This is a genomic window from Shinella sp. GW821-FHT11G07, assembly GCF_058808115.1.
Map to the genome: position 1 here is coordinate 13,834 of NZ_JBXARJ010000016.1, position 25,643 is coordinate 39,476.

Below are 25,643 nucleotides of genomic sequence, written 5' to 3' on the forward strand. Positions count from 1 at the left end.
GAGCGTTTAAAAGACAGGAATTCGCCGCAGCGCATTCCCGGAATGGACAAAACAAGCCGCAGCCCGCCATTCCCGACATTCGGCATGATTTCGCCGCCAAGGGGGCAAACTGCCACAGCACAGAACGACGACGTCTCCGCTTCAGACAATTATGCCGCGCGGAAACGCAGAGAGCGGGAGGCCGGTAATTCGTAGCGCCCGCGTGGGCGAAACTTTCATTCTTCAGGAGCGTTATCGAAATGACACCAGAGTGTCTGCGTCCATTTTTGACACGATCAGGAAGTCATGCACGCCTTATGTTGGCGCTAATGCGCAGCCGGCCAGCGGTCGCGGCCGTATCCATCACGTAACACATCACCGGATCATTGATGCTGCATCCGATGATGTTGCCGATGTGGTTGCGAAAGAGTTCGCTGACAAAACGGGCCGCCCAACGGGCGGTCAGATGGGCGAGGCCAAAATCGCCGCTCGATATTAACAAGCGGTCGAGATCCGTCTCATTTGGGGAGTCGGCTAAGCGTCCATGCAGATACGCAGCCCCTCCCATCTCGTTGGCGGCACGGGCAATGGCATTGGGAATTTCGCCCAGTTAGGCGTAGATTTTTTTTACAAGGCCCCGGAATCCGGGAGTGGGCAGGATAGGAAATGCTGGCGCCGCAGAAAAAACACGACGCGCCTGGTCTTCATGAGCCTACAGCAAAGGTTCGGGAACATCTGACCCGTTGTTGATGAATTGCATGTTTGCCCCGTCGTATCGCGAAGTCTCAGGCAGAAGTTCGCGGACAACGGATACATTGAACCGATCGTCCACCTAGAAGTATCGACATCAGAGCGAGCTATGTGGGAGGTGTGATCATGTTCCACGATCATGAATGAAAACGAACTTGCTGCCGCTGATCCTGGCGACCGGCGCTTTCTATGTCGGCGCTATGGGTAGCCGAAAGAACGAAGGCTCGATATCCTTGCGCGCTTTTGTGTGGAAAAGGAAAAACTCGGCCGGATCCACAGGCCGGCGGGGTTGTTCGAGAGTGGTAAGAGTGCGTCTTCGATCGCGCTCTCCATCCTTGCGGAGATCATGCAGGCGAATGTGGGCGCAGGCGTCGGTCTTGTGTCCGATGGGAACGAGGCGTCTCCGCTGCGGATTTGGAAACTACCAGCCAACAGCTGGCGGTCGACTGCCTTTCCGGCAACGCCGCGGCCCTTGGTTGACGCGCTTTACGACGGCTTGCCGTATGCGCCGCCGGCGCCTGTAAGGGCGGCGAGGAAACTTGCAAGCCCCGCCGAGCGCAGCGGCAGGTAGGATTTTCCCTGCTCGCGGCAATGGCGCTTCAGGATGCCGACGGCCGAATGGCTGATGTGATCGACCGGGAAGAAGACCGTTGCTGCCTGCCCGATAAGGGCGGGAAGCAAGGTTGTGCTGTCCTCCATCCCACCGTCATGGAGAAGAAGGTCGACATTGCGGCTTTCCGCATAGGCGCGCAGGTGGTCGAAGAGGTTGCGGCGCCCACCGACGTAAAGCACGGGTCCGCCCGCTGGCACCTTCACGCTTTCGGCGTCTGTCTGTAGATGCGTGGCGATGGCCGTTTCAAGCGCCTCGTTTTCTCTGAGCACGGCGTGATTTAGATCCTGCAACTGGTCGAACGCATGCTGAAGGGCGGAATGTTTCTCCTCCATTTCGGCCAGCCGTTTCGTCAGGTGCGGCGCGTGCATGTCTTCTGCTTCCGAGCGCTCTATCGCAGGCCCCTTCATCGATGCCTGTCGTGCTGCGGACGCTGCGATCGCTTCGGCTCGGATGAGCCGCCCTTCGATCCGCCGGATATATTGCTGCTGGTCTATGCGTTCGTCGGCGGCAGCTTTCAGGCGTAGTTCCTGCCGCGCCGCCTTTTCGTGAGCCTGTTCGAGGTTCTTTTCGAGTTGCGTCAGGCGGGTAATATCAAGGCGGCTTGCGCTGCCGACGAGGTGCGACAGCATATGGACCTCGCCGAAAATATCGTGGATCAAACCGGCCGAACTGCCCGGATGGCTCATCAGCGCCCAGTAGGGCCCGGCAATGTCGCCCCGGTCGAACGATTCTCGCCAAATTTCTCTCAACTCCTGCTCATTCGCGTTCTTCGAAATGCGCTTGATGGTCGTCTCATGGCGCTTGTCGAGAGACTTGTTCAGCATCTTTGCGCCCTGGTCGCGCTGGCCTGCCAGACGCACACCGCGGCCATGCAGGGCATGGTCACTCGCGCTGCGTGCGTCATCCTGGCCGGACTTCACGAGTATTCGGCGCAGTTCGCCCGTGGTCAGGCAGGTACCGATGATCGAGCAATGGAAGGTGGAGGCAATGTCCCAGGTCCGCAGCTGCTGTGAACCGGCACGGCCCAGCGCCTGAGCGTTGGTCGGCAAGGTGGGATTTATCAACCCGGGCAGTGTGAGGCGGGGTAACGTCGGCATGGCGGGTGCTAATTCCGGGCGCTTCGCTGTTGAACGGCGGCTTTTTCGTGCTGGTATGAGAGGTCGGCGCCGAACTGCATCTGCCAGAACAGGGTGAGAATGTGGTTGCGCGTGAGCGGGGCGAGTGGCAGGATTGGCGCTTTATCGACCGGCGTCCAGATGGCTTCATCTATTCCGTCAGTCGGAGTGATCTCTTCGTTGTGAAGCTTGATCAGGAAAACATAGGCGATCAGGAGATGGCGAGGCGCTTCTGCTGCTTCAGCCTCGAAACAACCGAAGGGCGTCATACGCGCGGTCGGAACTCGCAGACCCAGCTCGCGGTACAAATGGCGGGCAAGGGCTACCTTCGGCGCTTCCCTTCCATCGATCTTGCCGCCGGCCTGCATGTACATCGGCATGCCACGCTTGCGCACGAGAAGCGTGTCGCCGTTCTCCCGAACGATCAGCGCGACGGCGATCCGGATTTCTCCCTGCATGATGTCCAATACACCTTTTTAAAATAACGGACTGTGCACGGGCGCTTGAAACGCGATCTCACGCCCCCGGGGCTCGCCTGCGTTATATTCTATAATATATAGCGCTTTTGAAAGAGTGCAAGTTGACTTGTTGGTCGCTGCCACAGCGCGCGGACACACCGCCGAGTGGGACGATTGAATACTTCTCAGGCATCGCAGCTTTTTCGTGACACTGGCCGAGGAGGAGCATTTCGGGCTGGTCGCCGAAATGTGCAACGCGACGCAGCCAACGCTTTTCCAGGCGATCCACATGCTGGAGAAAGATCTCAATCTACCTCTGATTGCCCGGGGACATCGGTTCCTCTCGTTGACCAGCGAAGGCGAGAGGCTCCTGCGCTGGAGCCGCCAGATTCTGTCTGACTATGACAGCCTGCAAGATGATCTTAAGGGCAAGATGAAGGGTGGATTGACGGGCATGTTGCGGCTCAGGGTCGTCCGACGACTGGCGAGCCCAGCTGAGGCCGGACCGACAGCTTCATTCACCATTATACTTCGAAAAAATACAACGCATTAAGGAGGCGCAATATCGACATAGCGAATGTCTTCGGTCTCTGTGCTAGCTTTCCTACGGCGCTCCTTCGAACAATCGAGCTAATTGGGCCTGGAAAGATCAATGAACGATTGTGACGTGGGGACCGTTGAAGAGGCGCTGGCCTCGAGGCGCCAATACCGCCTACGCGGGTTTCCGTGTCTGCGGCATACGATCATACTTTGGTGGAAGATATAGTTGCCTCTGCCTCGCCGCCGCGTTTCGACAATGCGGCGATGGACGGCTTTGCCATCCGGACGGTAGATGTGCAGCCGGACGGAACCGCCCGCCTCAAAATCAGCCCATAGCGACGGGCGCACCGCTGCCTCCCAGCCTTGACTGTCTCATCGTGCGGGAGGCCGCGCGGCTTGATGGCGATCAGGTCCATCTCAGCACTCCGGCCAGCGGTAAGCTGCATACTCGCAAAAAGGGGCAAGACGTCACTCAGGGCACAGTCGCAATGGAGGCTGGCACTCGTGTCGGTCCCGGCCAAATCGCGCTTCTCACTGCGCTTGGTCTCCGATTCGTTTTGGTGATGGCGCGGCCGAAGGTGGCACTTCTATCAACCGGTGACGAACTGGTCGAAAGCCCGGGTTCCCTGGCACCTGGGCAGATATTCGATACGAACTGGCCCATGCTCATTCGGATGCTTCATGCCGCTGGCGCGACCGTCACCGATCTCGTCATTGCCCGCGACGACCCTAAACTCATCCTGGAACGGATTGTCGCCGCGGCGCCCGACCATAATCTCCTGATTTCCACCGGACGCGCGTCGGCCGGTTTTGCCGATCACCTGATGAAGGTGATCGCCCGGCGTGGCTACCTCGAGTTCTGGAAGCTCGACATGCGGCCGTGAAAGCCTGTCGGTTTCGGCGATATCGACGATTGCCCCATTCTGCTACTCCCCGGAAATCCTCTGGCTGCTGCGGCTGGCTTCGCCCTTCTCGGCCGTGCCATCATAGCCCGACTTGGAGGAAAGGGGGCAAGCGAGCTGCATTCTTGGCATCTGCCCGTCACCAGCATGCTGTCCAAGCCGGGAGAAACGACGCAGGTTCTTTTGGGGCGCTTACGCCAAGGTTCGCTTGAGCGGACCACTGCTGTCGAGCCCTTGCCGGATCGGGGCTCGGCCAGCCTCCGCTATCTCGCCTTCGCGGACGTCCATGATCATCCTCCACCCCGAACAAACCGAAATACAAGAAGGAGAAGTCGTCGAGGTTCTGCCATTCTGGTAGGAGCCGCCAGCCTAATACCGCCCAGCCTGGAGAGACGGCTGTTGTCATGAGGTCGCAAACCTACGATATGTTATTTAAAATATATCGCAGGAGAGATTCATGCCGGCCTTGCGCGCTTTTGTCGTTCTCATCGCTCTGCTTATATCGTTGCTGCCTGCCGCGGCGCGATCGATCACGGATGCCGCCGGGCGCGTGGTGGAAATTCCGGACAAGGTGGAGCGGGTGCTTGCCGCCGGGCCGCCGGCCTCGGTGCTGGTCTATGTGCTGGCACCGGAAAAACTTGCCGGCTGGGTGCGCGGGCCGAAGGCGGAGGAAAAGGTCTTCCTGTTGCCGTCCGTGCGCGATCTTCCCACCTTCGGCCAGCTCACAGGTAAGGGCGGCACTGCCAATATTGAGGCGGTGTTGGCGGCAAAGCCCGACATCATCATCGATGTCGGTACGGTGAATCCGACCTATGCCTCGCTTGCCGACAAGGTGCAGGCGCAGACGGGCATCCCCTATGTGCTGGTCGACGGCGCCTTTGCCCGCAGCGGCGCGACGCTACGCGAAACCGGCGCGCTGCTCGGCGTCGAGGCGCGGGCCGAAACGCTGGCGGTCTATGCGGACGAAAAGCTTGCCGCCCTGGAAAAGGGCCTTGTGGGCATCCCGGAAGACAAACGCCCCTCGGTCTACTACGGCCGCGGCGCAGAAGGGCTGGAGACCGGCCTTGCCGGCTCGATCAACATGGAGATCCTCGAAGCGGTCGGCGCGCGCAACGTTGCGGCCGCGGCGGGCAATGGCGGCCTCACCCAGGTCTCGCTGGAACAAATCCTCTCCTGGAAGCCGGATGTCATTCTCGCCGCTTCACCGAAATTCGCAAACACCGTCAAGGGCGATCCGCTCTGGGCGGGGTTGGAGGCGGTGAAGGCCGGCCGCATCCATGCGACGCCGACCCTGCCCTTCGGCTGGATCGACGCGCCGCCCGGCATCAACCGCCTGATCGGCATCGCCTGGCTGGAGCATACGCTCTATCCGGAAACGTTTCCCGCCGCGCTGGATGAGGAGGTGCGCACCTTCTTCAAGCTGTTCTACCAGGTGGAGCTGAGCGGCGAACAGCTTGGAACGCTGCTCGGGAAAAGCGCGGCGAAGTAGATGCGGGCACGCGCCGCGCTGCAGGGCCGGTTTGCGGTGGCGCTCGGCCTTGCCGGTCTGGCCGTGCTGGTCCTCCTCTCGATGATGGTCGGCAAATATGGCGACGGGCCGCAGCCGCTGTTTTCCGCCCTGCGGCAGCTCGTGACGGGGGAGACGACGGACCCGCTGCTCTCCACCGTGCTCTGGAACGTGCGCCTGCCGCGCGTCCTGGCGGCGGTGGTCGTCGGCGCGGGGCTGGCGGCGGCGGGCGCGACCTATCAGGGGCTCTTCCGCAATCCGCTCGTCTCACCGGACCTGCTCGGCGTCTCGGTCGGCGCCAGCCTCGGGGCAGTGCTCGGCATCTTCCTCTCGCTGCCGGTGCTCGCCATCCAGCTTGCTGCCTTTGCCGGCGGGCTCATGGCCGTCTTCGTCGTCACCGGCATCGGCGCACTGGTGCGCGAGCGCGATCCGGTACTGACGCTGGTGCTCGCCGGCATCGCCATACAGGCGCTGATCGGCGCTGGCATCTCGCTGATCAAGGTGCTGGCCGATCCCTACGACCAACTGCCGGCGATCACCTACTGGTTGCTCGGTAGCATGACGGCGGTCACCCGCTTCGACGTGCTCTCCATCCTGCCTGCCGTCGTCCTCGGCCTGGTGCCGCTGGTGCTGCTGCGCTGGCGCATGAACATCCTGTCGCTCGGCGATGAGGAGGCGCGCACGCTGGGCATCGATACGGTGAAGACGCGCATCGTGCTGATCGCCGGCGCGACGCTGGTGACGGCCGCGACGGTCTCCGTGACGGGCATCATCGGCTGGATCGGCCTCGTCATTCCGCACATTGCCCGCATGCTCGTCGGGCCGGATTTCCGCCGTCTGCTGCCGGCCGCCATGCTGTTCGGCGCGGCCTATCTGCTCGTCGTCGACATGCTGGCGCGCTCCATCGCCGACATTGAGGTGCCGCTTGGCATTCTCACGGCTACGGTCGGCGCGCCCTTCTTCCTGTGGCTGCTGATCGCCGGAAAGCGCGGCTGGTCGTGAACCACCCGCTGTCGCTTGCCAGATGCCTCGCCTCGGCCTATCGATGCCCCGATCCCTCGTGAGGACATGCCATGCACGACATTCGCAAGATCGAGACAGCCGACAAGCCGGGCTTCTACCGTGAACTGTTCGCGCAGGCCGAAGGCCTGCTGCAGGGTGAGCGGGACGCCGTAGCCAATGCCGCGAATCTCTCCGCGCTCATCTACGATACGGTGCCCGATCTCAACTGGGCCGGGTTCTATTTCCTGAAATCCGCCGGCGAACTGGTGCTCGGCCCGTTCCAGGGCAAGGTCGCTTGCGTGCGCATTCCCTTCGGCAAGGGCGTCTGCGGCAGCGCGGTCGCGGAAGGGCGCAGCCAGCTCGTGCCCGACGTGCACGCCTTTCCCGGTCACATTGCCTGCGATGCCGCGTCGCGCTCGGAAGTCGTCGTGCCGCTGATGCGGGAGGGCGCGATCCTCGGCGTGCTCGATCTCGATAGCCCGCTGCCCGGCCGTTTCACGGAAGAGGACCTCGCAGGTTTCGAAGCGCTCGCCGCGCTGTACGTCACGGCAAGCGATTTCTGAAACAGTCTCAGTCGACCGCGACCATCACGTCGGATGCCTTGACGACCGCATAGGCTTCACCGCCAACGGCAAGGCCCAGTTCGTCGACGGATTCGTTGGTGATCGACGCGGTGACGACGGCACCGCCGGCAACTTCGATGCGGACATGCGCGGTCGTCGCACCCTTGGTCACTTCGATGATCTTGCCCTTCAGGCGGTTGCGTGCGCTGATCTTCATGGGATTCTCCTATGCTGGGTTGTTGGGTCGGACGCCATAGTACGCCCGACCGCCCGGCGACTACCATCCAAACCGGGAGAACACTTCCAGATTTGCCGGGATTTTTCCGCAGCCTGCCCATCGTAATATTTATGAAAATATAACGTTGTTGCCGGCCGGGGATACCTGCTATCCCTTCGCTCAAACGGGAGGACCCCTTCATGCTCGCACGCCTTGCCTCTGCCTCGACAATCGCTCTCGCAATCGCCGGCCTCATGCTGGCCACGCCCGCTTGGGCGGACCGGGTCGTCACCGACCAGATCGGCCGTGAGGTGCACGTTCCCGACGAGGTGAACCGAGTCGTCATCCTGCAGCACCAGACCCTCAACATCGCGGTGCAGCTCGACGCCATAGACAAGGTCGTCGGCGTGCTCGACGAGTGGAAGAAGCAGCTTGGCGGAAAATATGTGCGGCTTGCGCCGAAGCTTCCGGAGCTCGCCATGCCGGGCGGCCTGACCAAGGTAAACATCGAGGAACTTCTGACGCTGAAGCCGGACGTGGTGTTCGTCACGAACTATGCGCCAGCCGACATGGTCAAGCAGATCGAGGACGCCGGGCTTGCCGTCGTCGCCATCTCGCTGCTTGACGTGCCGTCGGAAGAGGCCGTCAAGATGAATCCGAGCGTTACGGACGAGCCGGCGGCGATCGATGCCGGCTTTGCGGCCGGCGTGCGGCTGGTCGCCGACATCCTGGATCGCAAGGAGAAGGGCGAGGCGATGATCGCGGTCACCAAGAAGACCCGCGCGCTCGTTGCCGAGCGCCTTGCCGACATTCCTGAAGACAAGCGCGTTGCTGTCTACATGGCCAACCCGGACCTTTCGACCTATGGTCGCGGGAAATATACCGGCCTGATGATGCAGCGCGCCGGCGCCCGCAACGTTGCCAATGAGATCGCCGGCTTCAAGCAGGTCACGATGGAGGACGTCCTCAAATGGAACCCCTCCGTCATTTTCGTGCAGGAGCGCTATCCGGCCGTGGTCGACGAGATCAAGACGACGGCATCCTGGCAGACGATCGACGCCGTCAAGAACGGCCGCATTTACCTGATGCCGCAATACGCCAAGGCCTGGGGCTATCCGATGCCGGAAGCGATGGCGCTCGGCGAACTCTGGATGGCCAAGGAACTCTATCCGGAGCGCTTCGCGGACATCGACATGCAGAAGGAGGCGGACGCCTACTATAAGGAATTCTACCGCACCGATTATCGCGCCGCGCAATGAGCGGTGAGGGTGCCGCACGGCGGCCGGCCCGGGCAACCATCGCCCTCCTGCTGCTCGCGCTGGTGGTTGCTGCGATCGCCTCGCTCGGCATCGGCCGCTACGATATTTCGTTCGCGCGCGTGATCGCCATTCTGCTCGCGCCGGTCAGTTCGCCGGATATCGCGCTGACGCCCATGGAGGCGAATGTCGTGTTCACGGTGCGCCTGCCGCGTATTCTGCTGGCCGTGCAGGCGGGGGCGGGGCTTGCTTTGTCCGGCGCGGCGCTGCAGGGCGTGTTTCGCAATCCGTTGGTGGGGCCGCAGGTGGTCGGCGTGTCCTCGGGCGCCGCCTTTGGCGGTACGCTCGCCATCCTCCTCAGCTTCCCGCGCTATGGGCTTCTTGCCTCCGCCTTCGCCTTTGGATTGTCGGCCCTCGTTCTCGTCTATGCGCTCAACGGCATCGTCGCCCGCCGCAACATTCTCGCACTGGTCCTCGCCGGTGTCGTCGTCACCGGTTTCTTCGGCGCCCTGGTGAGCCTCCTGCAGTATCTCGCCGATACCGAAGACAAGCTGCCGGCCATGGTGTTCTGGCTGCTCGGTAGTTTTGCCACTGCGAACTGGGACAAGTTCCTTCTGGTCGCCGCGCCGATCATGGTTGGCAGTGTGCTGCTGATCGGCCTGCGCTGGCGCATCAACCTCCTGTCGATGGGTGACGAGGACGCCAAGACGCTCGGCGTCAACGTCGAGCCGCTCCGTTGGCTTGTCCTTGTCCTTGTCTCGTGCATCGTCGCTGCACAGGTCGCGGTCAGCGGCATCATCGGCTGGGTCGGCCTCGTCGTGCCGCATATGGCGCGCTTGCTGGTCGGGCCGGATCACCGTGTGATGATGCCGGCTTCCTTGATCCTCGGCGCCCTTTACCTGCTCATGATCGACACTATCGCGCGAACCGCGACCAGCACGGAAATCCCGCTTGGCATCCTCACAGCACTGATCGGCACGCCGGTCTTTGCGCTGGTGCTGCGGCAAACACAGCGAGGCGCCCATGGTCTCTGACCTAGTCATGCTGCATCTCGACAAGGCTGGCCATTCCTATGACGGCGAGCGCTGGCAGTTCCGCAACCTCGACATCGATTTGCGCGCCGGCGAGATCACGGCGATCCTCGGCCCGAACGGCCGTGGCAAGTCCACCCTGCTGCGCGTGCTCGCCGGGTTGCTGAAGCCGACCTCGGGCACCGTCGAAAGCAATCCGAGAACCGGTGTCGTGCCGCAGGAGTTTTCCGGCGCCTTTCCCTATTCCGTGCTGGATATCGTGCTGATGGGCCGGGCCCGGCACATCGCGCTGTTCGGCACGCCGGGGGCGATGGACATCGAGAAGGCGATGGCGGCGCTGGAGGCGACGGGCATGGCGGACTACACGGCGCGCAGCATAGGCTCGCTTTCCGGCGGGGAGCGTCAACTGGTGCTGATCGCTCGGGCGCTGGCCGGCGAGAACGACGTCTTGCTGCTCGACGAACCGGCCTCCGCGCTCGACCTCAAAAATCAGGACACCGTCCTTTCGCTGCTCGGCGAATTGGCCGACACACACAAACTGGCCATTGCCTTCACGACACACCAGCCGAACCATGCGACCGCCGTGGCGGACAATGTCCTTCTGATGCTGCCCGACACCCAAACGCTGTTCGGCGCGGCTGATGAGGTGATGACAGAGGCGAACCTGGAAACGCTTTACGGTGTCCCGGTTCGCGCGGCCCGACTACGTGGCGAGCGGCAGGAGACGACTTTCGTGCCGCTTTTCCGGCAGAGGGCGCGCGGAGGTAGATCCCATGGTTGATACGGTGCATGTCCTCGCCGCCGGTAGTCTGCGGCATGCTATGCCGGAAATCTCGGCCGCATTCGAACAGGAAACGGGCATCGCGGTTTCGCTTGAGCTCGGCCCGGCCGGATTGTTGCGGGAGCGAGTAGAGGCGGGCGAGCCGTTCGATCTCTTCGCCTCAGCCAATATGGCTCACCCCGAGCGCCTCGTTTCACTTGGATTTGCGACGAGCGCTGTGTGTTTTACGCGCAATCGCCTCGCGATCATCGCGCGGGCCGACTTGCGGCTGTGCACAGAGAATCTTGCTGATGTCTTGGCGAACCCAGCGACCCGTATAGGCATCTCGACGCCAGGAGATGATCCATCCGGAGACTATGCGTTCCAGATGTTCGATCTTCTGGAGGCAGAACAGCCAGGCCTCGGCAAAGCCCTCAAGTTCCGCGCCCTGCAACTGGTCGGCGGGCGCCATTCGTCGCCGGGAAGAAGCGCGACCGGCCTCATTGCGGATGGCACGGTCGACCTCTTCTTGAGCTACGCATCCAATACCCGTCTCCATGAGGGCGACACCCGGTTCAGTGTTGTGGAGTTGCCAGCACATCTGTCGCCGGAGATTACTTATGGGGTGGCGCTTAGCAGTGCCACAGAGGATATTACAAAGGCGTTCCACCTCTTGCTATCTGAACGTGCGCAAGCCATTTTCGCGGCTAATGGTTTTCTTCCCGAATAGACTTCCGGGTTATTTTTCGCGCCGACAAATGTTCCCCATCAGGGCCAAATGCCGAAGCGCAAACCCGTAGGAATCGAATATCTCATCCACCCTTCGCGGGAACGACGACGCTTCTTGCCCAGTTGTTGAAGTGCGTGAGTTCTTCGCCCGACGAATACGAATTCATTTGCCAGTTTTGGCTAAAAGTTCCCAGATACCGTTCACGCAGTTCCCTGTTCGCGCTGTGGCGGATATTTCTAATATCTGTTTTTATTTTATAAACTTCATTCTGCGCTAGTCGAATTGGATAGATCTGAAAAAAGTTCCTGTAAGTAGACTGCTATCAGGGAAAATCTGTTTTGGAGACGATTTCGCTCGAGACTGCTTCCGCTACCAACGAATTTATCAATAAAATCAACCTTCTAGTTAGCTCACGGGTCGCGATATTCACTGATGTCGCTCGCCGCGACTTTTGACACGAGAAATGCGAATTTTGAAAAGTCGCGCTGGGCTGTCAAAAAGCACCCCTTTATGAATGGCGCGAACTGTTGCGCGGCGCTGCCTTTGGCACAAATTCGCGCTAGCTTTGGCGCACGAAAACAAAAGCCTTCTCTATCTATCGGGTTACAACTTTCCCTGCCCGTGTTTTAGGCGGTCCGAAATCTCTTCGTTCTGCCTCACTCGAAACACTCAGCCCTCATCGTCCAGCTGCGTCGCCTTGAAGGCCATCGCACACGGAAGGCCATTGTAGGCGTGGCCGCCTGATCCAGGCACATCTGTCCCAAAATACGCTTGGTGGATTTAACCTGGCATCATCTTGTTTTGTATGGACGGGCAGTTCGGTGCTCTGGCGGTTGCAGGTCATCGTGAATCGAGGGGCGTCAGCCAACATCGTGTGGCATTGCGGGTTGCGCGTCGGCGTCAAATTTGAACCCAGAGCCTAGTTTCTGGATTCTGCGCTGATCACAGAAGAACTAGCGCCACTATATTCGCAACGATGGCGTCAGTGGCTTCTGGAGAAATCTTGAGGTTTGGCGAGCATCACAGGGGAGAGGGCGATGAAAAAGTGCTTCCGGTCTCCTTCGCCGGCCTATCGCTTGCAAGCTGCCCGGCGACGGAAAGACGAGCGGGTGTCGGTGCAGCATCGGGCGCCATCATTGGCGGAGCCATTACCACCGATGTACGAGGCGCTGCTGTTGGAGCGGCCATTGGAGGTGTTTCCGGCACCGTAATCGGCAATGTGGCCGGGCGCTATTCCTGCGATCGCTTCGGTCGATGCTATCTCGCAGCCCGCCGGCACTGATCCTGTGAACGAGGCGGAATGGCGGTCTCGTTCTGCGTAACGATACGGATAGCTGGGGTAGCGACCGGTCATCCCGGTTTCAAATCCAGTTATGCGAGTGCGTCCACCCCTTGAACGATCCGGCGCTTGGCATGCGCCCCAATCGCGGATTGCCTATTCGATTCGTTTTTGACCACTGGCCGAACCTGATTTCAACTCGAACGACCGCCTCGGGCGCGATCCTCAGGCTTAATGGAGGCAAAAATGGCTACCGCCAGTGCCGCATCAAAGACAACGATGCAAAGGTTCCTCGATGGTGTCGAGAAGGTGGGCAATATGGTTCCCCACCCCGTCGTCATCTTCCTGATTCTGATCGGCATCGTCATCGTCTTGTCGGCCATTCTGGGTGCGTTCGGGGCGTCGGTCACCTACGAGCAGATTAATCCCGAGACACATGCGATCGAGACAGCGTCTACCGGCATACGCAGTTTGTTGAATGTCGAGGGGATACGCTTCATGTATTCCTCGCTCATTCCCAACTTCATGAGCTTCACTGCGGTGGGGCTGATGATCGGCGCCATGATTGGTGCCGGGGTTGCCGAGGAGTCCGGCCTGGTCACAGCGCTGATCCGCAAGCTCGTCATCGTCTCGCCGCGCTGGGCCTTGACCTACATTCTTGCTTTTGTCGGCATCATTGCCAGCATCGCAGCGGATGCGGGTTACCTGGTCCTCATTCCGCTTGCCGGCGTCGCCTACCTCGCGGTTGGACGGCATCCGCTTGCCGGCCTCGCCCTCGGCTTTGCCGCCGTGGCTGGCGCGTTCACGGTCAACATGCTGATCAAACCGCTCGATGCGGTCCTTGTGGAGTTCACCAACGATGCAGCGCGCCTGGTCGATCCGACAGTTTCGATCGGCCTTGCGTCGAACGTCTGGTTTTCCATCGCCTCGGTGCTGTTTCTCACAGTGGTCATTGCTTTCATCACGGATCGTATGATCGCGCCGCGGCTGGGCGAGTATAAACCGGACACATCGAACGGCGCCGTTCAGGACCAGGGTGCAACGCTGTCCGCTGAGGAATCACGCGGGCTGCGGTTCGCACTGTTCGGGCTTATCGGCCTCGTCGTGGTTTTCCTGCTTTTGACGCTTCCCGCCGGAGCGCCATTGCGCAATCCCGATACCGGCGAACTGATCGGCAATTCGCCGTTCATGAACGGCCTCATCGCCCTCATCATGCTGGTCTTTCTGGTGACAGGCTGGACCTACGGCATTGGCGCGGGCACCTTGCGCACCCTGGCGGAGGTGATCGCGGCGATCGAAAAGTCGATCAAGAACATGGGTGGCACCATCTTCCTGTTCTTCGTCCTCAGCCAGTTTGTCTCCTACTTTACCTACACCAATATCGGGACGGTCATGGCGCTCAGCCTCTCGGGCGTTCTTCAGGCCGCCAATATCGGCGCGCTTCCCTTGCTGCTCGGTTTCATCGTCGTGGTTGCCATCATCGATCTGCTGCTGACGGGCGCCATCGCGAAATGGGCAATCTTTGCCCCGGTCTTCGTACCGCTTTTGATGAAGCTCGGGGTCGAACCGGAGGCTGTGCTGGCGGCTTATCGTGTCGGCGATTCACCGATGAACGCGATTACCCCGCTCAACGCCTACTTTGCTCTCGTCGTCGGCTTCGCCCAGAAATACGACAAGTCGGCAGGCGTGGGCACGATCGTCTCCCTGATGCTCCCCTATGTCGTGTGGATGTTCGTCCTCTGGACAGGCCTGTTTGCGATCTGGAAGGCACTCGGATTGCCGTGGGGGCTGTGACGGCGGCAGGTCACCAATCAAATTCCTATAGTTGGAGAACACCATGAGCAGCACCTCGATTCCCCTGGACGTCGCCGCGGCAGAAGAACATCTCATGCGGTTTCTCTCCGTCGAAGGCATTACAGGGCAGGAAGCGAATATCGGCGCGGCCGTCTCCGATGCTTTGCAGGCGATAGGCGTGCCGAAGTCGGCGATCCGTTTTGATGATGCCAACGCGCGTATTCCCCTACCCACGGAAACGGGCAATCTTATCGTGGATCTTCCCGGAACGCGCCCGGGGCCGCGGCTTCTGTTTTCTACGCACCTCGACACCGTGCCGCTCTGCGCGGGCGCAAAGCCGAGGCGCGAGGGTGACCGCATCGTCTCCGACGGCACCACCGCCCTTGGTGGAGACGCCCGCACCGGCGTCGCGGTGCTTGTGGTGGTCGCCGAGACGCTTCTCAAGCACAAGCTCCCGCATCCGCCAATCACCCTGCTTTTCACCGTACGCGAGGAAAGCGGACTTCACGGGGCACGCGAACTGAACCCGGCCGATCTGGGCGGCGCGACGATGTGCGTCAATGTTGATGGCCAGAGTGCCTCGGACCTGATCATTGGCGCCGTTGGGCAGGAAAACTGGGAAGCGGTGATCGTTGGCCGCGCGTCCCATGCCGGCGTGGCGCCGGAAAAGGGCATCTCGGCTACGATGGTTGGTGCGATCGCTCTTGCCGAGGCACGGAATGCCGGTTGGTTCGGCAAGGTGGTCAAGCCGGATGGCCGCGGCACCAGCAATGTCGGCATCTTCGGCGGCAAGGACAACAAGCCAGCCGGTGACGCGACCAACGTTGTTACCGACTATGCCTACATCAAGGGCGAAGCCCGCAGCCCGGAAGCAAGCTTCGCGACGAAAATCGCCGATGGCTACAGGGAGGCTTTCACCAAGGCGCAGGCCGAGGTGCGGGATCACGAAGGGGAGACGGCCGAGCTGACGTTCACCCAAGCCGCGGCTTACCCACCGTTTGAACTGGGCAAGGATACTGCGATTGTCAAACGCGCCGCTAAGGCGATGGAGATACTCGGAATCGAGCCCGTCTATGTATTCTCCAATGGCGGGCTGGATGCGAACTGGCTCGACAAGCACGGCGTTCCCACCATTACCATTGGAGCCGGGCAGGCGGAGATCCATACTATCAAGGAGTATGTAAATCTCTCGGAGTTCGAAAAGGGTTGCCGCCTCGGAATTCTACTGGCCACGCTTGACGACCAGTAGCATCGCGGGATCACGGCTTTTCTGGCCGTGAACCGCGACATCGGGTGCCTTCGGCGCTTTCGTTAAGACACGCCTCACCCGGCTTTTGGGTGAGGCTCGAGCGGCGATTTTGCTGCGTATATGGGATGTATGGTGGCCGGCACTGTGCAGTCCTTATGCCACTCACGGTTTTGGTGGGCCAGGCAGGTCAGAACAAGGAGCGGAGCGTTTGAGCCCGATTGCATATACAGCCACCATCATCGCTGTCGTCGTCGTCCTGTTCGTCTGGAACAAGCTGCCGGTCGTCCTCGTCGCCATGGCCACTGCTCTGGCGCTCTGGGGGACCGGCGTGCTTACGATTGGCCAAGCGCTCGGCGGCTTTGGCGATCCAGCGGTCATCTTCATCGCGTCACTCTTTGTCGTCAGCTCCGGGCTCGAAGTCACCGGTGTCACCGCCTGGGCCGGCCAGCTTCTGATCCGTGGCGCAGGGGAAGAAAGCCGCACGCGCCTTTTGCTTCTCACGATGGGCTTGGTCGCGCTGCTGACCGCGCTGATCAGCGTCAACGGTGCTGTTGCCGCATTGCTGCCAGTGGTGGTGGTCATTGCCGTCCGCCTCAAGCGCAACTCCTCGCAACTGCTGATGCCCTTGGTCTTCGCAGCCCATGCCGGTTCGATGCTGGCACTGACGGGAACACCCGTGAACGTCCTCGTTTCCGATGCTGCGACAGACGTCGGTGTTGGCAGTTTTGGGTTTTTTGAGTTCGCGCTGGTGGGCGTTCCCCTTCTGGCCGGCACCATGGCGATCATCATTCTGTTCGGAGAGAAACTTCTTCCCAAGCGCGATGGCGCCACCATGCCCGCCGATTTCAGCCGTCACGCTACGACGCTGGTTGAGCAATATGGCCTCGCCAGCGGCATCTACCAGATGCGCGTGCGTGCGAGTTCGCCCTATGTCGGCACGCCATCGTCCGGGTTTGACCTCTCGACCATTCCGGGGCTGCAGCTTGTCGCCATTCAGGAGGGAGAAACTGCTGGGCCGCTCCGCAGGCCTTTGATCGCCGAGGGTGATCATTTGCTGGTGCGTGGCGATGCCGAGACGGCCGCCGCTTTTGCGGCAGAAAAACATCTCGCGTTTCGCGACGAGAAGGCCGTCGGTCAGGGCGAGGAGACATTGTTCAATCGCAGCTCGGGTCTCGCCGAGGTCGTTATCCCGCCGCGCTCAGGCCTTATTGGCGAGAGTGTGTTTCCGGGCATGGTCACGGAAAGCGGGGATCTCATCGTCCTCGCTGTGCAGCGGGCGGGTGAGGAAATGACCGCGCGTAGCGCGACCAGGGATTCTGGCGGGATCGTGCTGCAGGCAGGCGATACGATGCTGCTGCAGGGAACATGGAAAGCCCTCGACATTCATCTCGATGACCCCGATGTGCTGGTGGTGAACTCGCCTGAACTGGTACGCCGCCAGGCCGTCCCCATGGGACCGGGCGCGTATCAGGCAATCGCCATCCTGGTCGTCATGGTTCTGCTTCTGGCAACAGGCATCGTGCCGCCCGCTGTGGCTGGCCTTCTCGCCGCCGGAGCCATCATTCTCTCCGGGATCATGAACGTCGAACAATCCTATCGCGCCATCGGCTGGACAACCGTCATCCTTGTCGGCGCCATGATGCCGCTTTCCACGGCCATGGTGGAGACGGGGGCTGCCAAGCTGATGGCCGAGCACCTTGTGAATTTTGTCGGCGACGCCGGCCCCGTTGCGCTGCTCGCGGGACTGTTCGTCCTGACGGCAATCATGGGGCAGCTGATCAGCAATACAGCGACCGCACTCATCGTCATCCCGATCGGCGTGGCTGCGGCGACAACAATGGGCATCTCGCCGCGCCCGGTGCTGATGAGCACGGCGGTCGCTGCCGCCGCCGCGTTCCTGACGCCGATTGCAACGCCCACGAACCTCATGGTGATGGGGCCGGGTGGTTATGCCTTCAGCGACTATTGGAAACTCGGATTGCCGCTCCTGATCTGGTTCTTCGTCGTCGCCGTCTTTCTCGTTCCGCTGATCTGGAGTTTCTGAGGCACAAGCTACAATTCAGCGGGGATCGACGGGCTTTTCACGAGCGATTTCCTGAGCGGACCTCTCGGGTCGGCTTAAAGTGGCACAGCCTGCCAGGGGCAGATCCTACCGCGATCTGACAAGCCCGGAGAATCCGGCAACCGCCAGCAGGCTCAAGGCCCAGCCAACCACCGACTGGAAAAAATAGTAGTTCAGTGTCATCGATCCATACGGCTTCGTCGGGTCCGGCCTCCAGTATTCTTTCTGCCCGATCGATAACACCGGCAACAGAACATCCAGCGAATACATCACGGAGTTGAACTCCGGGTAACTCGACGCCTCCGGTTGGTCGCGGAAGCAGGAGAGCTGGTTCTGCCCGGCCAATGCCCGTCCGGGGAACGTCTGGCTGCTCGATGGCATATAGCGGCTTTCAGTTTGTTCGAGACCGCACATCGTCCATTCGAGGGAGCGCAGGATAACCGGGCTGTTGGGCTTAATGGCGCCATTGTGCTGGGCGAAGGCGAACACCCCAGTACCAATCGCCCAGAACAGGATCAGCCAAAGCAGGGCCAGCAGAGGCTGACGTCCATAGCGGACGGTTATGGCAAGGATTCCATCCCTGAATGCCAGGCCAGCACGCAAGGCTGGATTTTTTGCCCGCGCTCGTCTTGCGCGCCGTTGCAGCCGCTCCTTCGCGATCAGGATGGTGCGGGCGTCCTCCTCATGACCCATCTCCCCCAGCACCGTCGAAAGCTGTTCGTAGGGTTGCGGCCAGAAATCCGCTTTCCATCGCTCCGGCGTCTGGCGCGCCAACCAGTCAAGCCTGCTTGTCGCATCCACCGGCCCGCCGATGATTGCGCCATACTGACACCGGTTCAGAAGCAGATCGCCGGTCTGCGGCCAGCTTTCCTGGTCGTCGTCGATTGCACCGATGGTCGTTGCCGTCAGATCGAGCATGCCCTCGATTGAAGCGCCCTGCCGCAGGAAGAATGCGCCTTCGATCGTGGCATGATTGAGCCTCAGCGCATACCCGCCTGGCTGGGATAGACTGGCCGATGAACAATCGATGTCGCCGCGAAAGCGGGCGCCAAGCAGCCTGGTTTCGCCGACAATTGTCGCCCCTCTGAGAGCGCAGTCGCCGCCGGCCACGATCGCGTCGCCGTTCAGCGCGACTTCACCGGACCGCTCGATTCGGCCGCCAACCGCATTGACGTCTCCGCCGAGACGCACCGCCGACAGATTGATGCCACCTTGCACGTTGGCGCCGCGCAGGAGAATGCCACCCCTCACTTCCAGGCCACCGGCATCGAGGGCTATTGTGTTAGGCGAGGTAATCGAGACTCCATCTGCCTCGAAGCTGGCGCCGATGCGAGCCCCAGAAAACTTCATCTCTCCGGTCACGGTCGCGCCGCGAATCGAGATGCAACCACGCGCTTCGAGCCGGTCGGCCTGCAGACCTGGCAAGACCGAGCCGTCGAGGAACAGATTGTCGATTATCGCGGACCGCAGAATCGGGGAGGCTTCGAACCGGCAGTCCTTTAACCCGATGTCGCGCGGGATCCGGCAACCTTCCAGATCGAGTATGCCTGTCACCCAGGCACCGCTGACCCTCACGCCCTTCTCGTGGGAATGGTAGTTGTTGTTGCCCAGGATAAGAAAGCGCAAAAGTTCCGCACGCAGGGTGCGCTCGGGATCATCGCTCTCCGGCAGCAAGCCGTCGCCCAACCGGTCGAAATCACCAGAACTCAGATAGGCAACGATCTTGGTTTCTGCGGCGCTAAGCGGCTCAAAACTGGCAAGGCCATACACGGGGGCAACTGCGGCTCCGGCGCCCGCCTTCTCGTTCATGAGTTGGATATCCGTTCGATGCCGGCCCGTTTCATCATGCGATCTTTCCTCTCGCCACGACAGCCCCGGAATGGCTGCCGTCTCCGAGCTTCCGTCGAGGCGACAGGAAGGGCGCTTCTTCGCCAACGCTGCGGCAGACCGATTTTCGTGGTCTGTTTTGCCTTGAGCTCGATTGATTTATCCGTTTTCAGCGCGGGTCAAGGGGCACCGACCCCCGTCACATTCAGTCGGCAGCAAAAAGCGCGCAGTGAAACGACATACCGGACCCGAGGTATAGTTTCTGGATTCTATGCTGATCACAGCTCGCTGCGCGTGGTGCTAAGCTTGAGACTGGGATCTGTTTTTAGCCGCAGCCGGGGACGCGCCGGACTAAGCCAACGTCAGTAGGACCAAAACATCCAAGACCGCATTTTGAAAGCCTGGGCGATGTCTGCAGACCAAGGAAAAATGCGAAAGCGTGTGCCGGACCTGCCGCAGGGTCTGGTTTTCCTCTGGGTCTTTTTGTTTGCCGTCTGGCTGGTGATCAATGCGTCCGTGGAGCTTCCGGTCGTTGCAAGCGGCGCGCTTGTATCCCTGGTCCTGTCGTGGATCTTCGTTCGAAGAAGTGATGTCTGGCGCATTGAGATGATACCCCGCAAGGCCCTTCATTTCCTTGCATATACGGGCGTGTTCTTTGTCGAAATGGTGAAGGCCAACATCGAGATGATACGCTATGTCTATGCTCCGCGCATCGACATCCGCCCCGGCATCGTGAAAATCAACGTTCGGCTGAGGTCGCCGATCGGCAGGGTGGCGCTGGCCAATTCGATTGCGCTCACGCCTGGCTCGCTTGTCATGGACATCACGGACGACGCGATGTTCATTCATTGGCTCGACGTCAAGACCACGGATCCGGAAAAGGCGACCGGGATGATCGCCGGGCCGTTCGAAAAGCATTTAGGGGCTGTCTTTGGCTGACACCCTTCTTCAGATCGCGGCCGTTTTGATCTTCTTCAGCATCGTCTTCGGCGTGTTGCGCCTGATCATCGGGAAGACCGCTGTCGATCGCGTCGTCGCCATCGACATGCTGACAGTGGTTTCGATTTCAATGATCGCGCTCTACGCTCACGTGTCGGGACGCTTTCTCTATCTCGACGTAGCCCTTGTCTATGGGCTGCTGAGTTTCCTGGCCGTTCTCGCGATCGCCCGCTTTCTGGAAAAGGGGCCGTAGTCATCGTGCTGGAACTTTTGATCCTGTTGGTCTGCGGCGGTATTCTGGTGAGCGGTTTTTTGGCTGTTCTGCTGGATAATCTCATGGCCGCGGTGATCAGCGCCGGCCTCGCAAGCCTGTTTGCCGCCGTCTCCTATGTGCTGCTTGCAGCACCCGACGTCGCCATGGCCGAAGCGGCGATCGGCTCGGGTCTTGCGACCCTGATTTTTCTCTACACCATCCGCAAAACCAACGGCGGAAAGGAGTGAGACATGGCTGAGCTGATCGGTAGCTTCGTGATCCTGCTCGGTGCGTTTTTCCTCTTTTCCGCCGGTCTCGGCCTCTTGCGCATGCCCGATACCTATACCCGGATCCAGGCCGGCACGAAGGCCTCCACCCTCGGCAACATTCTGGTTCTTGCGGGCCTCGGCATCTATCATCCCGACTGGGCGTTTAAGCTGCTGATCGTCGCTTACTTCATCCTGATGACCAATCCGCTGTCGTCGCACGCCCTGTCGCGGGCAGCCTATGCGATCCGGACACCGATGACGTCGACCACGATGTTCGATGCATTGCGTGATGAAAACAGCAAGACGGAGAAGGAGGATGTCGCGCCATGAAGCGTGTCTTCACTCTCCTGGTGCTTGTGGCGTTCGGCTTCGTCTTTTCCGGTCTTGTCGGCGACTACAGCGAACGCCAGACGTTGTCCGCTCTGGCTCAATACTATCTGACCGAAGTGCCCCGCGACCTTGGTGCGCCAAATATCGTGACAGGCATTCTGATCTCGTTTCGCGGCTTCGATACGCTTGGCGAAGTCGCCGTGCTTTTCATGGTGGCGGCAAGTGTCGGTACGCTTCTTGGCGGCAGGAAGAGCGAGCAGGAGCCTTCCCAAACCGCGCCGGGCGAACAGGCCGTAGGCCCGAGCGAACTCGTGCGAAACGGTGCGGAAGTGGTGCTGCCGCTGATTTTTCTCTTCGGCGCCTATGTCATCATTAACGGCCACCTTTCGGCGGGCGGCGGGTTCCAGGGCGGAGCCGTTGTCGCGTCGGGCGTCATGTTGTTCATGCTTGCCTATCCCCGCGGGTCGATCGACCACCGTTTTCTCAGCATCACGGAATCGCTCGCGGGTGTTCTCTATGTCTCCATCGGCATCCTGGGCATGATTTTTGCGGGGGGCTTCCTCGACAGCACGATTTTGCCGCGAGGCGATTTCGGGGCGTTTCTCAGTGCGGGTGCGATCCCGGTCATATCAGGCTTGCTCGGTATCAAGGTCGGTGCGGAGCTGAGTGTCATCATCGACCGGTTTCGCAGCTAGGCATCAGGGAAGAGGGATCACCATGGGATTGCCGGTATCACAGATACTTCTCGCCACAGGCTTTCTCCTGGTGCTGACCGGTTTCTGGGGCATTCTCCGGCACCGCAACATCCTGCGCATCATCGTCGGCTTTTCACTGGTGGACACCGGCCTGCACATTGTCATGGTGGCAACCGGCTACATCACCGGCGGTAGCGCGCCGATCGTCGAGAAGCTTCTCGGTCCCGGGGAGGCGACCCCATTGTCGGTCGATCCAATCCCTTCGGCGCTGGTCGTAACAGCCATCGTCATCGGCTTTTCGGTAACGGCTATCATGCTCGCTTTCGCAATCCGGCTCTACCAGACCAGCAAAACGCTTTCGATCGACGCTCTGACGGAGTCGAAATGGTAGACAGCCTCCTGCAGCCGCTCAACATCTTTCTTCTCGGGCTTGGCGGCGGCTTTCTCATTCCGTTGCTGTACCGCATCGCCAAACCGCTCCCGGCGGCGGCGTTCGTCGTCTCACTCATGGGAATGACGGTGATTTCCGCTGTCTGCCTCTGGCGACTGCACAACGGCGCTCCGGTGATCGAGGTACTGACGGCCGGCAGCGTGCCGCCGTTCTCGATCAACCTGCGCTTCGGTCCCGCGGAAGGCTTCTTTTCCCTTTGCGTCAACATCATTGCGCTGCTCGGCGCATGGCATCTGTGGGACCGTTTGCGCGCGAGCTATCCGGCCTTGCTGCTCTACCTGATCCTGATCATGGGCATCAACGGCATGGTGATGACCCGCGACCTGTTCAACCTGTTCGTCTTTCTCGAGATCGTGTCGATCGGGACGTATGGTCTTTTGGGATTTGAACGCACGCCGGCGGCACTTGCCGCAAGTTTCAAGTACATCATGGCGACGGTGATCGCCTCGTCCTTCTTCCTGCTGGGGTCGGCTCTGCTCTACCACGTCACCGGGACGCTCAACATCGACGAGATGATCGCCAACCGTGCGCTGATCACCGGCCCGATGGGAACGACCGCGTGCCTGTTCGTACTTGCCTGCCTGGTGATCGAATTGAAGCCGTTCCCGGCGAACGGTTGGGGGTTGGATGTCTACGAAACGGCCAATAGCGGCGTTGCCGCGCTTGTTTCGGTTGGCGTATCGGCGGGCGTGTTCTTCGCGCTCTACAAGCTGCTGCCGCTCTTTGAAGACTACCTCGGCATTCTCGCTATCTCAGGCGGGATAACCTTCTTTTTCTCCAATCTTGCCGGGTTGCGTCAGAGCAACGTTCAAAGAATGCTGGGCTACTCCTCGATTGCGCAGATGGGGCTGCTATGCCTTGCGCTTTCGCTGATGCACCAGCTGGGTGCGCAAGAGATGCTGCCGCTGGTGGCCGGCGGCCTGTTTATCAACCATCTCTTCGCGAAGGCCGGGTTGTTCTGGCTGGCCGGCGTGGTCAACCGCAAGGAGATCGGCGGCTGGTCCGACATTGCCGGCCGTCCGCTGCTTTTGTCTCTCTTCGCTCTTCTTCTCGTCGCGATTGCCGGCCTGCCGCCGTTTCCCGGATTCTGGGCGAAGTGGGAACTCGTTATGCAGGTCGCTGCGGGCGAGCGGTATATCTGGATCGCCGTTATCCTTGCTGGGTCACTGCTCGAAGCAGCCTACATGTTCCAGTGGTTCAAGCAGGCCATGCGGCCCACAAATGAGGGAACGCCGGTGACGGCCGGTCTTGCAAGGCTGGTGCCGGTGATCGGTTGCGCCGTGTTGCTGGCGGCAAGCGGCTATGCGGCGGCGGGTCTTGCGGACACCGCGTCCTTGTTGCTTGTTGCGCCGCTTTGCACCGGCGCCGGTCTCTATGCTCTCGATTGGCTTCCCGGCCGCATCAAATGTGCGTTGCTGCTGCTGGCGGTGTCCCTTGTCGGCCTCTGGATCGCGCGCGACATCGAGGGTACGGGTCGGTTGTTTGCCGTGCTGCTCACGGTCGGCGGGCTGGTTATCGGCTCCGCCGGTTTCTATCGCACGGATGCGCGACCCGGCTTCTATCCCATGATGGCGGTGTTGTTGCTATCGATTGTCAGCCTGCTACGCGCCTCGACCAGTCTCGAATTTTTCTTCCATTGGGAAATCATAACCCTTTCCTCCTACTTCCTGATCACACTCGGGCGTGGCGCCCATCCCTACGCGCTACCGTTCCTCCTGTTTTCCCTGGTGTCGGCGTTTTGCCTGCTCGCGGGCTTCGGCATGGCGACGAGCGCGAACGGAACCACGGCGCTTGCGGCCTTCGCCACTGCAAGCCCTGCCGCTGCACTTGCCTTCATGTTGCTGGCGGTCGGTTTTCTGATCAAGGCAGGTGCCGTCGGCGTGCACGTCTGGTTGCCCGGAGCCTATGCCGAAGCGGATGACGATCTGTCGGCTATGCTGTCGGCCGTCATCAGCAAGGTCGCTGTCTTCGGCCTGTTCATAACCACCTACCTCGCTATCCGCTCTGAAGTCGGGCTCGAAATGGCGCATGTGATGGGCTGGATCGGTGTCCTGACGACGATCGCCGGTGCGATGATGGCGCTTCAGCAGAGCGACATGAAGCGTATGCTCGGCTATTCCAGCATGAGCCAGATCGGCTACATCATCACCGCAATCGCGCTGATGAGCCATCTCGGCTGGGTAACGGCCTTCTACCTTGTCGCCAATCATCTGATGGTCAAGGGCATCCTGTTTCTGGCTGTTGCCGGCGTCATCCTTCGAACCGGGACCAGGTCTCTGGAGCAGACCGGCGGTCTCGCCAGGAAAATGCCGCTGACATTCGTGACTGCTACCGTTGCTCTGGTCTCGATGTCGGGGCTTCCGCCTCTGGCCGGTTTTGGCGGAAAATGGCTGCTCATCAGCGCGATGATGGAGAAGGGCTGGTACGGGCTGGTGATCTGCGCCGTCGTGGCGACATTCCTCGGCTTCCTCTATATGTTCCGCTTGGCGCATGCCGTCTTCCTGGCTCGGCCGCGGGGCGCGCGTCGTGATATCCATGAAGCGCCGCTGCCACTGCTATTGCCGCAGTTCGTTCTGCTCGCAGGCATCCTGGTGTTGTCTTTCTTTCCCAAGCTCCTCATGGATCCCGTTTCCGAAGCGATCGATCCCTATTTTGCCTCCACGCTAGTGTGGCAGGGCATGTCACTCGAAACCATCTACGGCTACTGGAATCCGGTTCCCGTCATAGTCGTCACCGTGGCGGCTGTGGCGGTGCTTCTGGCGGCGTTTTTGCTTCTCTACAGAACGCAGCGCCGCCGGGCGGCCCCGGCCGGCATTGCGCGTTTCTTCACGTTCTATCGTATTGCCTTCACACCTCTAGTGACACCGGTTGCCAACGCATTCTGGGGCGGGATATCCGATCTGACGATCGCTGCGGGTGGCGTGGTCCGTAGAAATTACACCGGAAACGGCCAGACATATGCACTTCATGTGCTCTGCTATATTGTCGCCCTGTATGTGCTTGGCACTTACAGTTTCTCGATCGATTGACCGGGCCGTGAGCTTAAGGCATGCCGCGCTAAAGTGTGAAACG

25 protein-coding genes and 2 pseudogenes are annotated in these 25,643 nt (G+C 60.6%); 22 read left to right on the plus strand and 5 right to left on the minus strand.

From position 1 onward, the window contains the following. Positions 1 to 283 precede the first annotated feature (283 nt). Entirely contained in the window at positions 284 to 547 is a 264-nt protein-coding gene (locus AC1RT2_RS25670) for an SIR2 family protein (RefSeq protein WP_493106536.1), read from the minus strand. 408 nt (positions 548 to 955) lie between these two features. On the opposite strand from AC1RT2_RS25670, the pseudogene AC1RT2_RS25675 reads away from it, so the two are divergent. After that, positions 956 to 1,300, plus strand: a pseudogene (locus AC1RT2_RS25675) (hypothetical protein); the annotation flags it as partial. Here AC1RT2_RS25675 and AC1RT2_RS25680 read toward each other — a convergent pair. Then, complete coding sequence (locus AC1RT2_RS25680) at positions 1,216 to 2,391, minus strand: DUF2325 domain-containing protein (RefSeq protein ID WP_493106538.1); 1,176 nt, start codon at positions 2,389 to 2,391, stop codon at positions 1,216 to 1,218. The pseudogene AC1RT2_RS25675 and the gene AC1RT2_RS25680 sit on opposite strands and share 85 nt — an antisense overlap. A gap of 56 nt (positions 2,392 to 2,447) precedes the next feature. Next, the gene (locus tag AC1RT2_RS25685; RefSeq protein WP_493106720.1) at positions 2,448 to 2,915 is read right to left on the minus strand and encodes an NUDIX hydrolase; all 468 of its coding nucleotides are present in this window, start codon (positions 2,913 to 2,915) and stop codon (positions 2,448 to 2,450) included. A gap of 178 nt (positions 2,916 to 3,093) precedes the next feature. Between AC1RT2_RS25685 and AC1RT2_RS25690 the strand changes: the two genes are divergently transcribed. From AC1RT2_RS25690 to AC1RT2_RS25715, 6 genes and pseudogenes are all read left to right on the plus strand, one after another. Beyond that, on the plus strand, positions 3,094 to 3,468 hold the full coding sequence (locus AC1RT2_RS25690; RefSeq protein ID WP_493106721.1) for a LysR family transcriptional regulator: 375 nt from the start codon (positions 3,094 to 3,096) through the stop codon (positions 3,466 to 3,468). A gap of 152 nt (positions 3,469 to 3,620) precedes the next feature. Further along, positions 3,621 to 3,988 (plus strand): annotated as a pseudogene (locus tag AC1RT2_RS25695) (hypothetical protein); the annotation flags it as partial. A 30-nt stretch (positions 3,989 to 4,018) separates the two neighbouring features. Continuing rightward, positions 4,019 to 4,339, plus strand: a complete 321-nt coding sequence (locus tag AC1RT2_RS25700; RefSeq protein WP_493106722.1) for a molybdopterin-binding protein — start codon at positions 4,019 to 4,021, stop codon at positions 4,337 to 4,339. A 475-nt stretch (positions 4,340 to 4,814) separates the two neighbouring features. Next, on the plus strand, positions 4,815 to 5,846 hold the full coding sequence (locus AC1RT2_RS25705) for an iron ABC transporter substrate-binding protein (protein WP_493106540.1): 1,032 nt from the start codon (positions 4,815 to 4,817) through the stop codon (positions 5,844 to 5,846). Next, a complete protein-coding gene (locus tag AC1RT2_RS25710) occupies positions 5,847 to 6,866 on the plus strand; it encodes a FecCD family ABC transporter permease (RefSeq protein WP_493106541.1) in 1,020 nt (339 codons plus the stop codon). It begins immediately after the preceding gene. A gap of 71 nt (positions 6,867 to 6,937) precedes the next feature. Further along, the gene (locus AC1RT2_RS25715; RefSeq protein WP_493106542.1) at positions 6,938 to 7,429 is read left to right on the plus strand and encodes a GAF domain-containing protein; all 492 of its coding nucleotides are present in this window, start codon (positions 6,938 to 6,940) and stop codon (positions 7,427 to 7,429) included. 7 nt (positions 7,430 to 7,436) lie between these two features. Here AC1RT2_RS25715 and AC1RT2_RS25720 read toward each other — a convergent pair whose 3' ends face one another. Beyond that, positions 7,437 to 7,646, minus strand: coding sequence for a TOBE domain-containing protein (locus tag AC1RT2_RS25720; protein ID WP_023511854.1), 210 nt, complete (start codon positions 7,644 to 7,646; stop codon positions 7,437 to 7,439). A 200-nt stretch (positions 7,647 to 7,846) separates the two neighbouring features. Between AC1RT2_RS25720 and AC1RT2_RS25725 the strand changes: the two genes are divergently transcribed. The 8 genes from AC1RT2_RS25725 (at position 7,847) to AC1RT2_RS25760 (ending at position 17,789) form a co-directional block, all read left to right on the plus strand. Beyond that, positions 7,847 to 8,905 (plus strand): ABC transporter substrate-binding protein, encoded by a 1,059-nt coding sequence (locus AC1RT2_RS25725; protein WP_493106544.1) that lies wholly within the window; start codon positions 7,847 to 7,849, stop codon positions 8,903 to 8,905. Then, a complete protein-coding gene (locus AC1RT2_RS25730) occupies positions 8,902 to 9,936 on the plus strand; it encodes a FecCD family ABC transporter permease (RefSeq protein WP_493106545.1) in 1,035 nt (344 codons plus the stop codon). Before AC1RT2_RS25725 ends, AC1RT2_RS25730 begins: the two co-directional genes overlap by 4 nt. Further along, positions 9,926 to 10,714, plus strand: a complete 789-nt coding sequence (locus tag AC1RT2_RS25735; RefSeq protein WP_493106547.1) for an ABC transporter ATP-binding protein — start codon at positions 9,926 to 9,928, stop codon at positions 10,712 to 10,714. The genes AC1RT2_RS25730 and AC1RT2_RS25735 overlap by 11 nt, the downstream gene beginning before the upstream one ends. After that, on the plus strand, positions 10,707 to 11,423 hold the full coding sequence (gene modA / locus AC1RT2_RS25740; protein WP_493106549.1) for a molybdate ABC transporter substrate-binding protein: 717 nt from the start codon (positions 10,707 to 10,709) through the stop codon (positions 11,421 to 11,423). The genes AC1RT2_RS25735 and modA overlap by 8 nt, the downstream gene beginning before the upstream one ends. A 1,045-nt stretch (positions 11,424 to 12,468) precedes the next feature. Continuing rightward, positions 12,469 to 12,705, plus strand: a complete 237-nt coding sequence (locus AC1RT2_RS25745; protein WP_493106723.1) for a YMGG-like glycine zipper-containing protein — start codon at positions 12,469 to 12,471, stop codon at positions 12,703 to 12,705. Between the two features lie 243 nt (positions 12,706 to 12,948). Next, positions 12,949 to 14,496 (plus strand): AbgT family transporter, encoded by a 1,548-nt coding sequence (locus AC1RT2_RS25750; protein WP_493106551.1) that lies wholly within the window; start codon positions 12,949 to 12,951, stop codon positions 14,494 to 14,496. Positions 14,497 to 14,539: 43 nt separating this feature from the next. Beyond that, positions 14,540 to 15,745, plus strand: coding sequence for a M20/M25/M40 family metallo-hydrolase (locus tag AC1RT2_RS25755; protein ID WP_493106553.1), 1,206 nt, complete (start codon positions 14,540 to 14,542; stop codon positions 15,743 to 15,745). A 208-nt stretch (positions 15,746 to 15,953) separates the two neighbouring features. Then, positions 15,954 to 17,789: an SLC13 family permease gene (locus AC1RT2_RS25760; protein ID WP_493106555.1), complete on the plus strand. Its 1,836-nt coding sequence runs from the start codon at positions 15,954 to 15,956 to the stop codon at positions 17,787 to 17,789. Between the two features lie 105 nt (positions 17,790 to 17,894). Here the strand turns inward: AC1RT2_RS25760 and AC1RT2_RS25765 are convergent, their stop codons facing one another. Further along, the gene (locus tag AC1RT2_RS25765; RefSeq protein WP_493106557.1) at positions 17,895 to 19,616 is read right to left on the minus strand and encodes a hypothetical protein; all 1,722 of its coding nucleotides are present in this window, start codon (positions 19,614 to 19,616) and stop codon (positions 17,895 to 17,897) included. Positions 19,617 to 20,027: 411 nt separating this feature from the next. Between AC1RT2_RS25765 and AC1RT2_RS25770 the strand changes: the two genes are divergently transcribed. From AC1RT2_RS25770 to AC1RT2_RS25800, 7 genes are read left to right on the plus strand one after another with little or no spacing between them, the layout of a single operon-like run. Then, positions 20,028 to 20,573, plus strand: a complete 546-nt coding sequence (locus tag AC1RT2_RS25770) for a Na+/H+ antiporter subunit E (protein ID WP_493106559.1) — start codon at positions 20,028 to 20,030, stop codon at positions 20,571 to 20,573. Continuing rightward, positions 20,566 to 20,826: an MrpF/PhaF family protein gene (locus AC1RT2_RS25775; RefSeq protein ID WP_069057802.1), complete on the plus strand. Its 261-nt coding sequence runs from the start codon at positions 20,566 to 20,568 to the stop codon at positions 20,824 to 20,826. The genes AC1RT2_RS25770 and AC1RT2_RS25775 overlap by 8 nt, the downstream gene beginning before the upstream one ends. A 5-nt stretch (positions 20,827 to 20,831) precedes the next feature. Continuing rightward, on the plus strand, positions 20,832 to 21,074 hold the full coding sequence (locus tag AC1RT2_RS25780) for a hydrogenase subunit MbhD domain-containing protein (RefSeq protein WP_493106561.1): 243 nt from the start codon (positions 20,832 to 20,834) through the stop codon (positions 21,072 to 21,074). Positions 21,075 to 21,077: 3 nt separating this feature from the next. After that, positions 21,078 to 21,425, plus strand: a complete 348-nt coding sequence (gene mnhG / locus AC1RT2_RS25785) for a monovalent cation/H(+) antiporter subunit G (protein WP_493106563.1) — start codon at positions 21,078 to 21,080, stop codon at positions 21,423 to 21,425. After that, a complete protein-coding gene (mbhE, locus tag AC1RT2_RS25790) occupies positions 21,422 to 22,120 on the plus strand; it encodes a hydrogen gas-evolving membrane-bound hydrogenase subunit E (protein WP_493106565.1) in 699 nt (232 codons plus the stop codon). Before mnhG ends, mbhE begins: the two co-directional genes overlap by 4 nt. Positions 22,121 to 22,142: 22 nt before the next feature. Continuing rightward, a complete protein-coding gene (locus AC1RT2_RS25795; protein ID WP_493106567.1) occupies positions 22,143 to 22,511 on the plus strand; it encodes a sodium:proton antiporter in 369 nt (122 codons plus the stop codon). Further along, positions 22,505 to 25,600, plus strand: a complete 3,096-nt coding sequence (locus tag AC1RT2_RS25800; RefSeq protein ID WP_493106569.1) for a complex I subunit 5 family protein — start codon at positions 22,505 to 22,507, stop codon at positions 25,598 to 25,600. The genes AC1RT2_RS25795 and AC1RT2_RS25800 overlap by 7 nt, the downstream gene beginning before the upstream one ends. The last annotated feature ends 43 nt before the right edge of the window (positions 25,601 to 25,643 follow it).

Bases quoted from the DNA above. Each gene is read 5' to 3' on its own strand.
- AC1RT2_RS25670 (WP_493106536.1), bottom strand. From the start codon at position 547: ATGGGAGGGGCTGCGTATCTGCATGGACGCTTAGCCGACTCCCCAAAT.
- AC1RT2_RS25685 (WP_493106720.1), bottom strand. From the start codon at position 2,915: ATGCAGGGAGAAATCCGGATCGCCGTCGCGCTGATCGTTCGGGAGAAC.
- AC1RT2_RS25700 (WP_493106722.1), top strand. From the start codon at position 4,019: ATGGCGCGGCCGAAGGTGGCACTTCTATCAACCGGTGACGAACTGGTC.
- AC1RT2_RS25705 (WP_493106540.1), top strand. From the start codon at position 4,815: ATGCCGGCCTTGCGCGCTTTTGTCGTTCTCATCGCTCTGCTTATATCG.
- AC1RT2_RS25710 (WP_493106541.1), top strand. From the start codon at position 5,847: ATGCGGGCACGCGCCGCGCTGCAGGGCCGGTTTGCGGTGGCGCTCGGC.
- AC1RT2_RS25715 (WP_493106542.1), top strand. From the start codon at position 6,938: ATGCACGACATTCGCAAGATCGAGACAGCCGACAAGCCGGGCTTCTAC.
- AC1RT2_RS25720 (WP_023511854.1), bottom strand. From the start codon at position 7,646: ATGAAGATCAGCGCACGCAACCGCCTGAAGGGCAAGATCATCGAAGTG.
- AC1RT2_RS25725 (WP_493106544.1), top strand. From the start codon at position 7,847: ATGCTCGCACGCCTTGCCTCTGCCTCGACAATCGCTCTCGCAATCGCC.
- AC1RT2_RS25730 (WP_493106545.1), top strand. From the start codon at position 8,902: ATGAGCGGTGAGGGTGCCGCACGGCGGCCGGCCCGGGCAACCATCGCC.
- AC1RT2_RS25735 (WP_493106547.1), top strand. From the start codon at position 9,926: ATGGTCTCTGACCTAGTCATGCTGCATCTCGACAAGGCTGGCCATTCC.
- modA (WP_493106549.1), top strand. From the start codon at position 10,707: ATGGTTGATACGGTGCATGTCCTCGCCGCCGGTAGTCTGCGGCATGCT.
- AC1RT2_RS25750 (WP_493106551.1), top strand. From the start codon at position 12,949: ATGGCTACCGCCAGTGCCGCATCAAAGACAACGATGCAAAGGTTCCTC.
- AC1RT2_RS25755 (WP_493106553.1), top strand. From the start codon at position 14,540: ATGAGCAGCACCTCGATTCCCCTGGACGTCGCCGCGGCAGAAGAACAT.
- AC1RT2_RS25765 (WP_493106557.1), bottom strand. From the start codon at position 19,616: ATGAACGAGAAGGCGGGCGCCGGAGCCGCAGTTGCCCCCGTGTATGGC.
- mnhG (WP_493106563.1), top strand. From the start codon at position 21,078: ATGGCTGAGCTGATCGGTAGCTTCGTGATCCTGCTCGGTGCGTTTTTC.
- mbhE (WP_493106565.1), top strand. From the start codon at position 21,422: ATGAAGCGTGTCTTCACTCTCCTGGTGCTTGTGGCGTTCGGCTTCGTC.
- AC1RT2_RS25795 (WP_493106567.1), top strand. From the start codon at position 22,143: ATGGGATTGCCGGTATCACAGATACTTCTCGCCACAGGCTTTCTCCTG.
- AC1RT2_RS25800 (WP_493106569.1), top strand. From the start codon at position 22,505: ATGGTAGACAGCCTCCTGCAGCCGCTCAACATCTTTCTTCTCGGGCTT.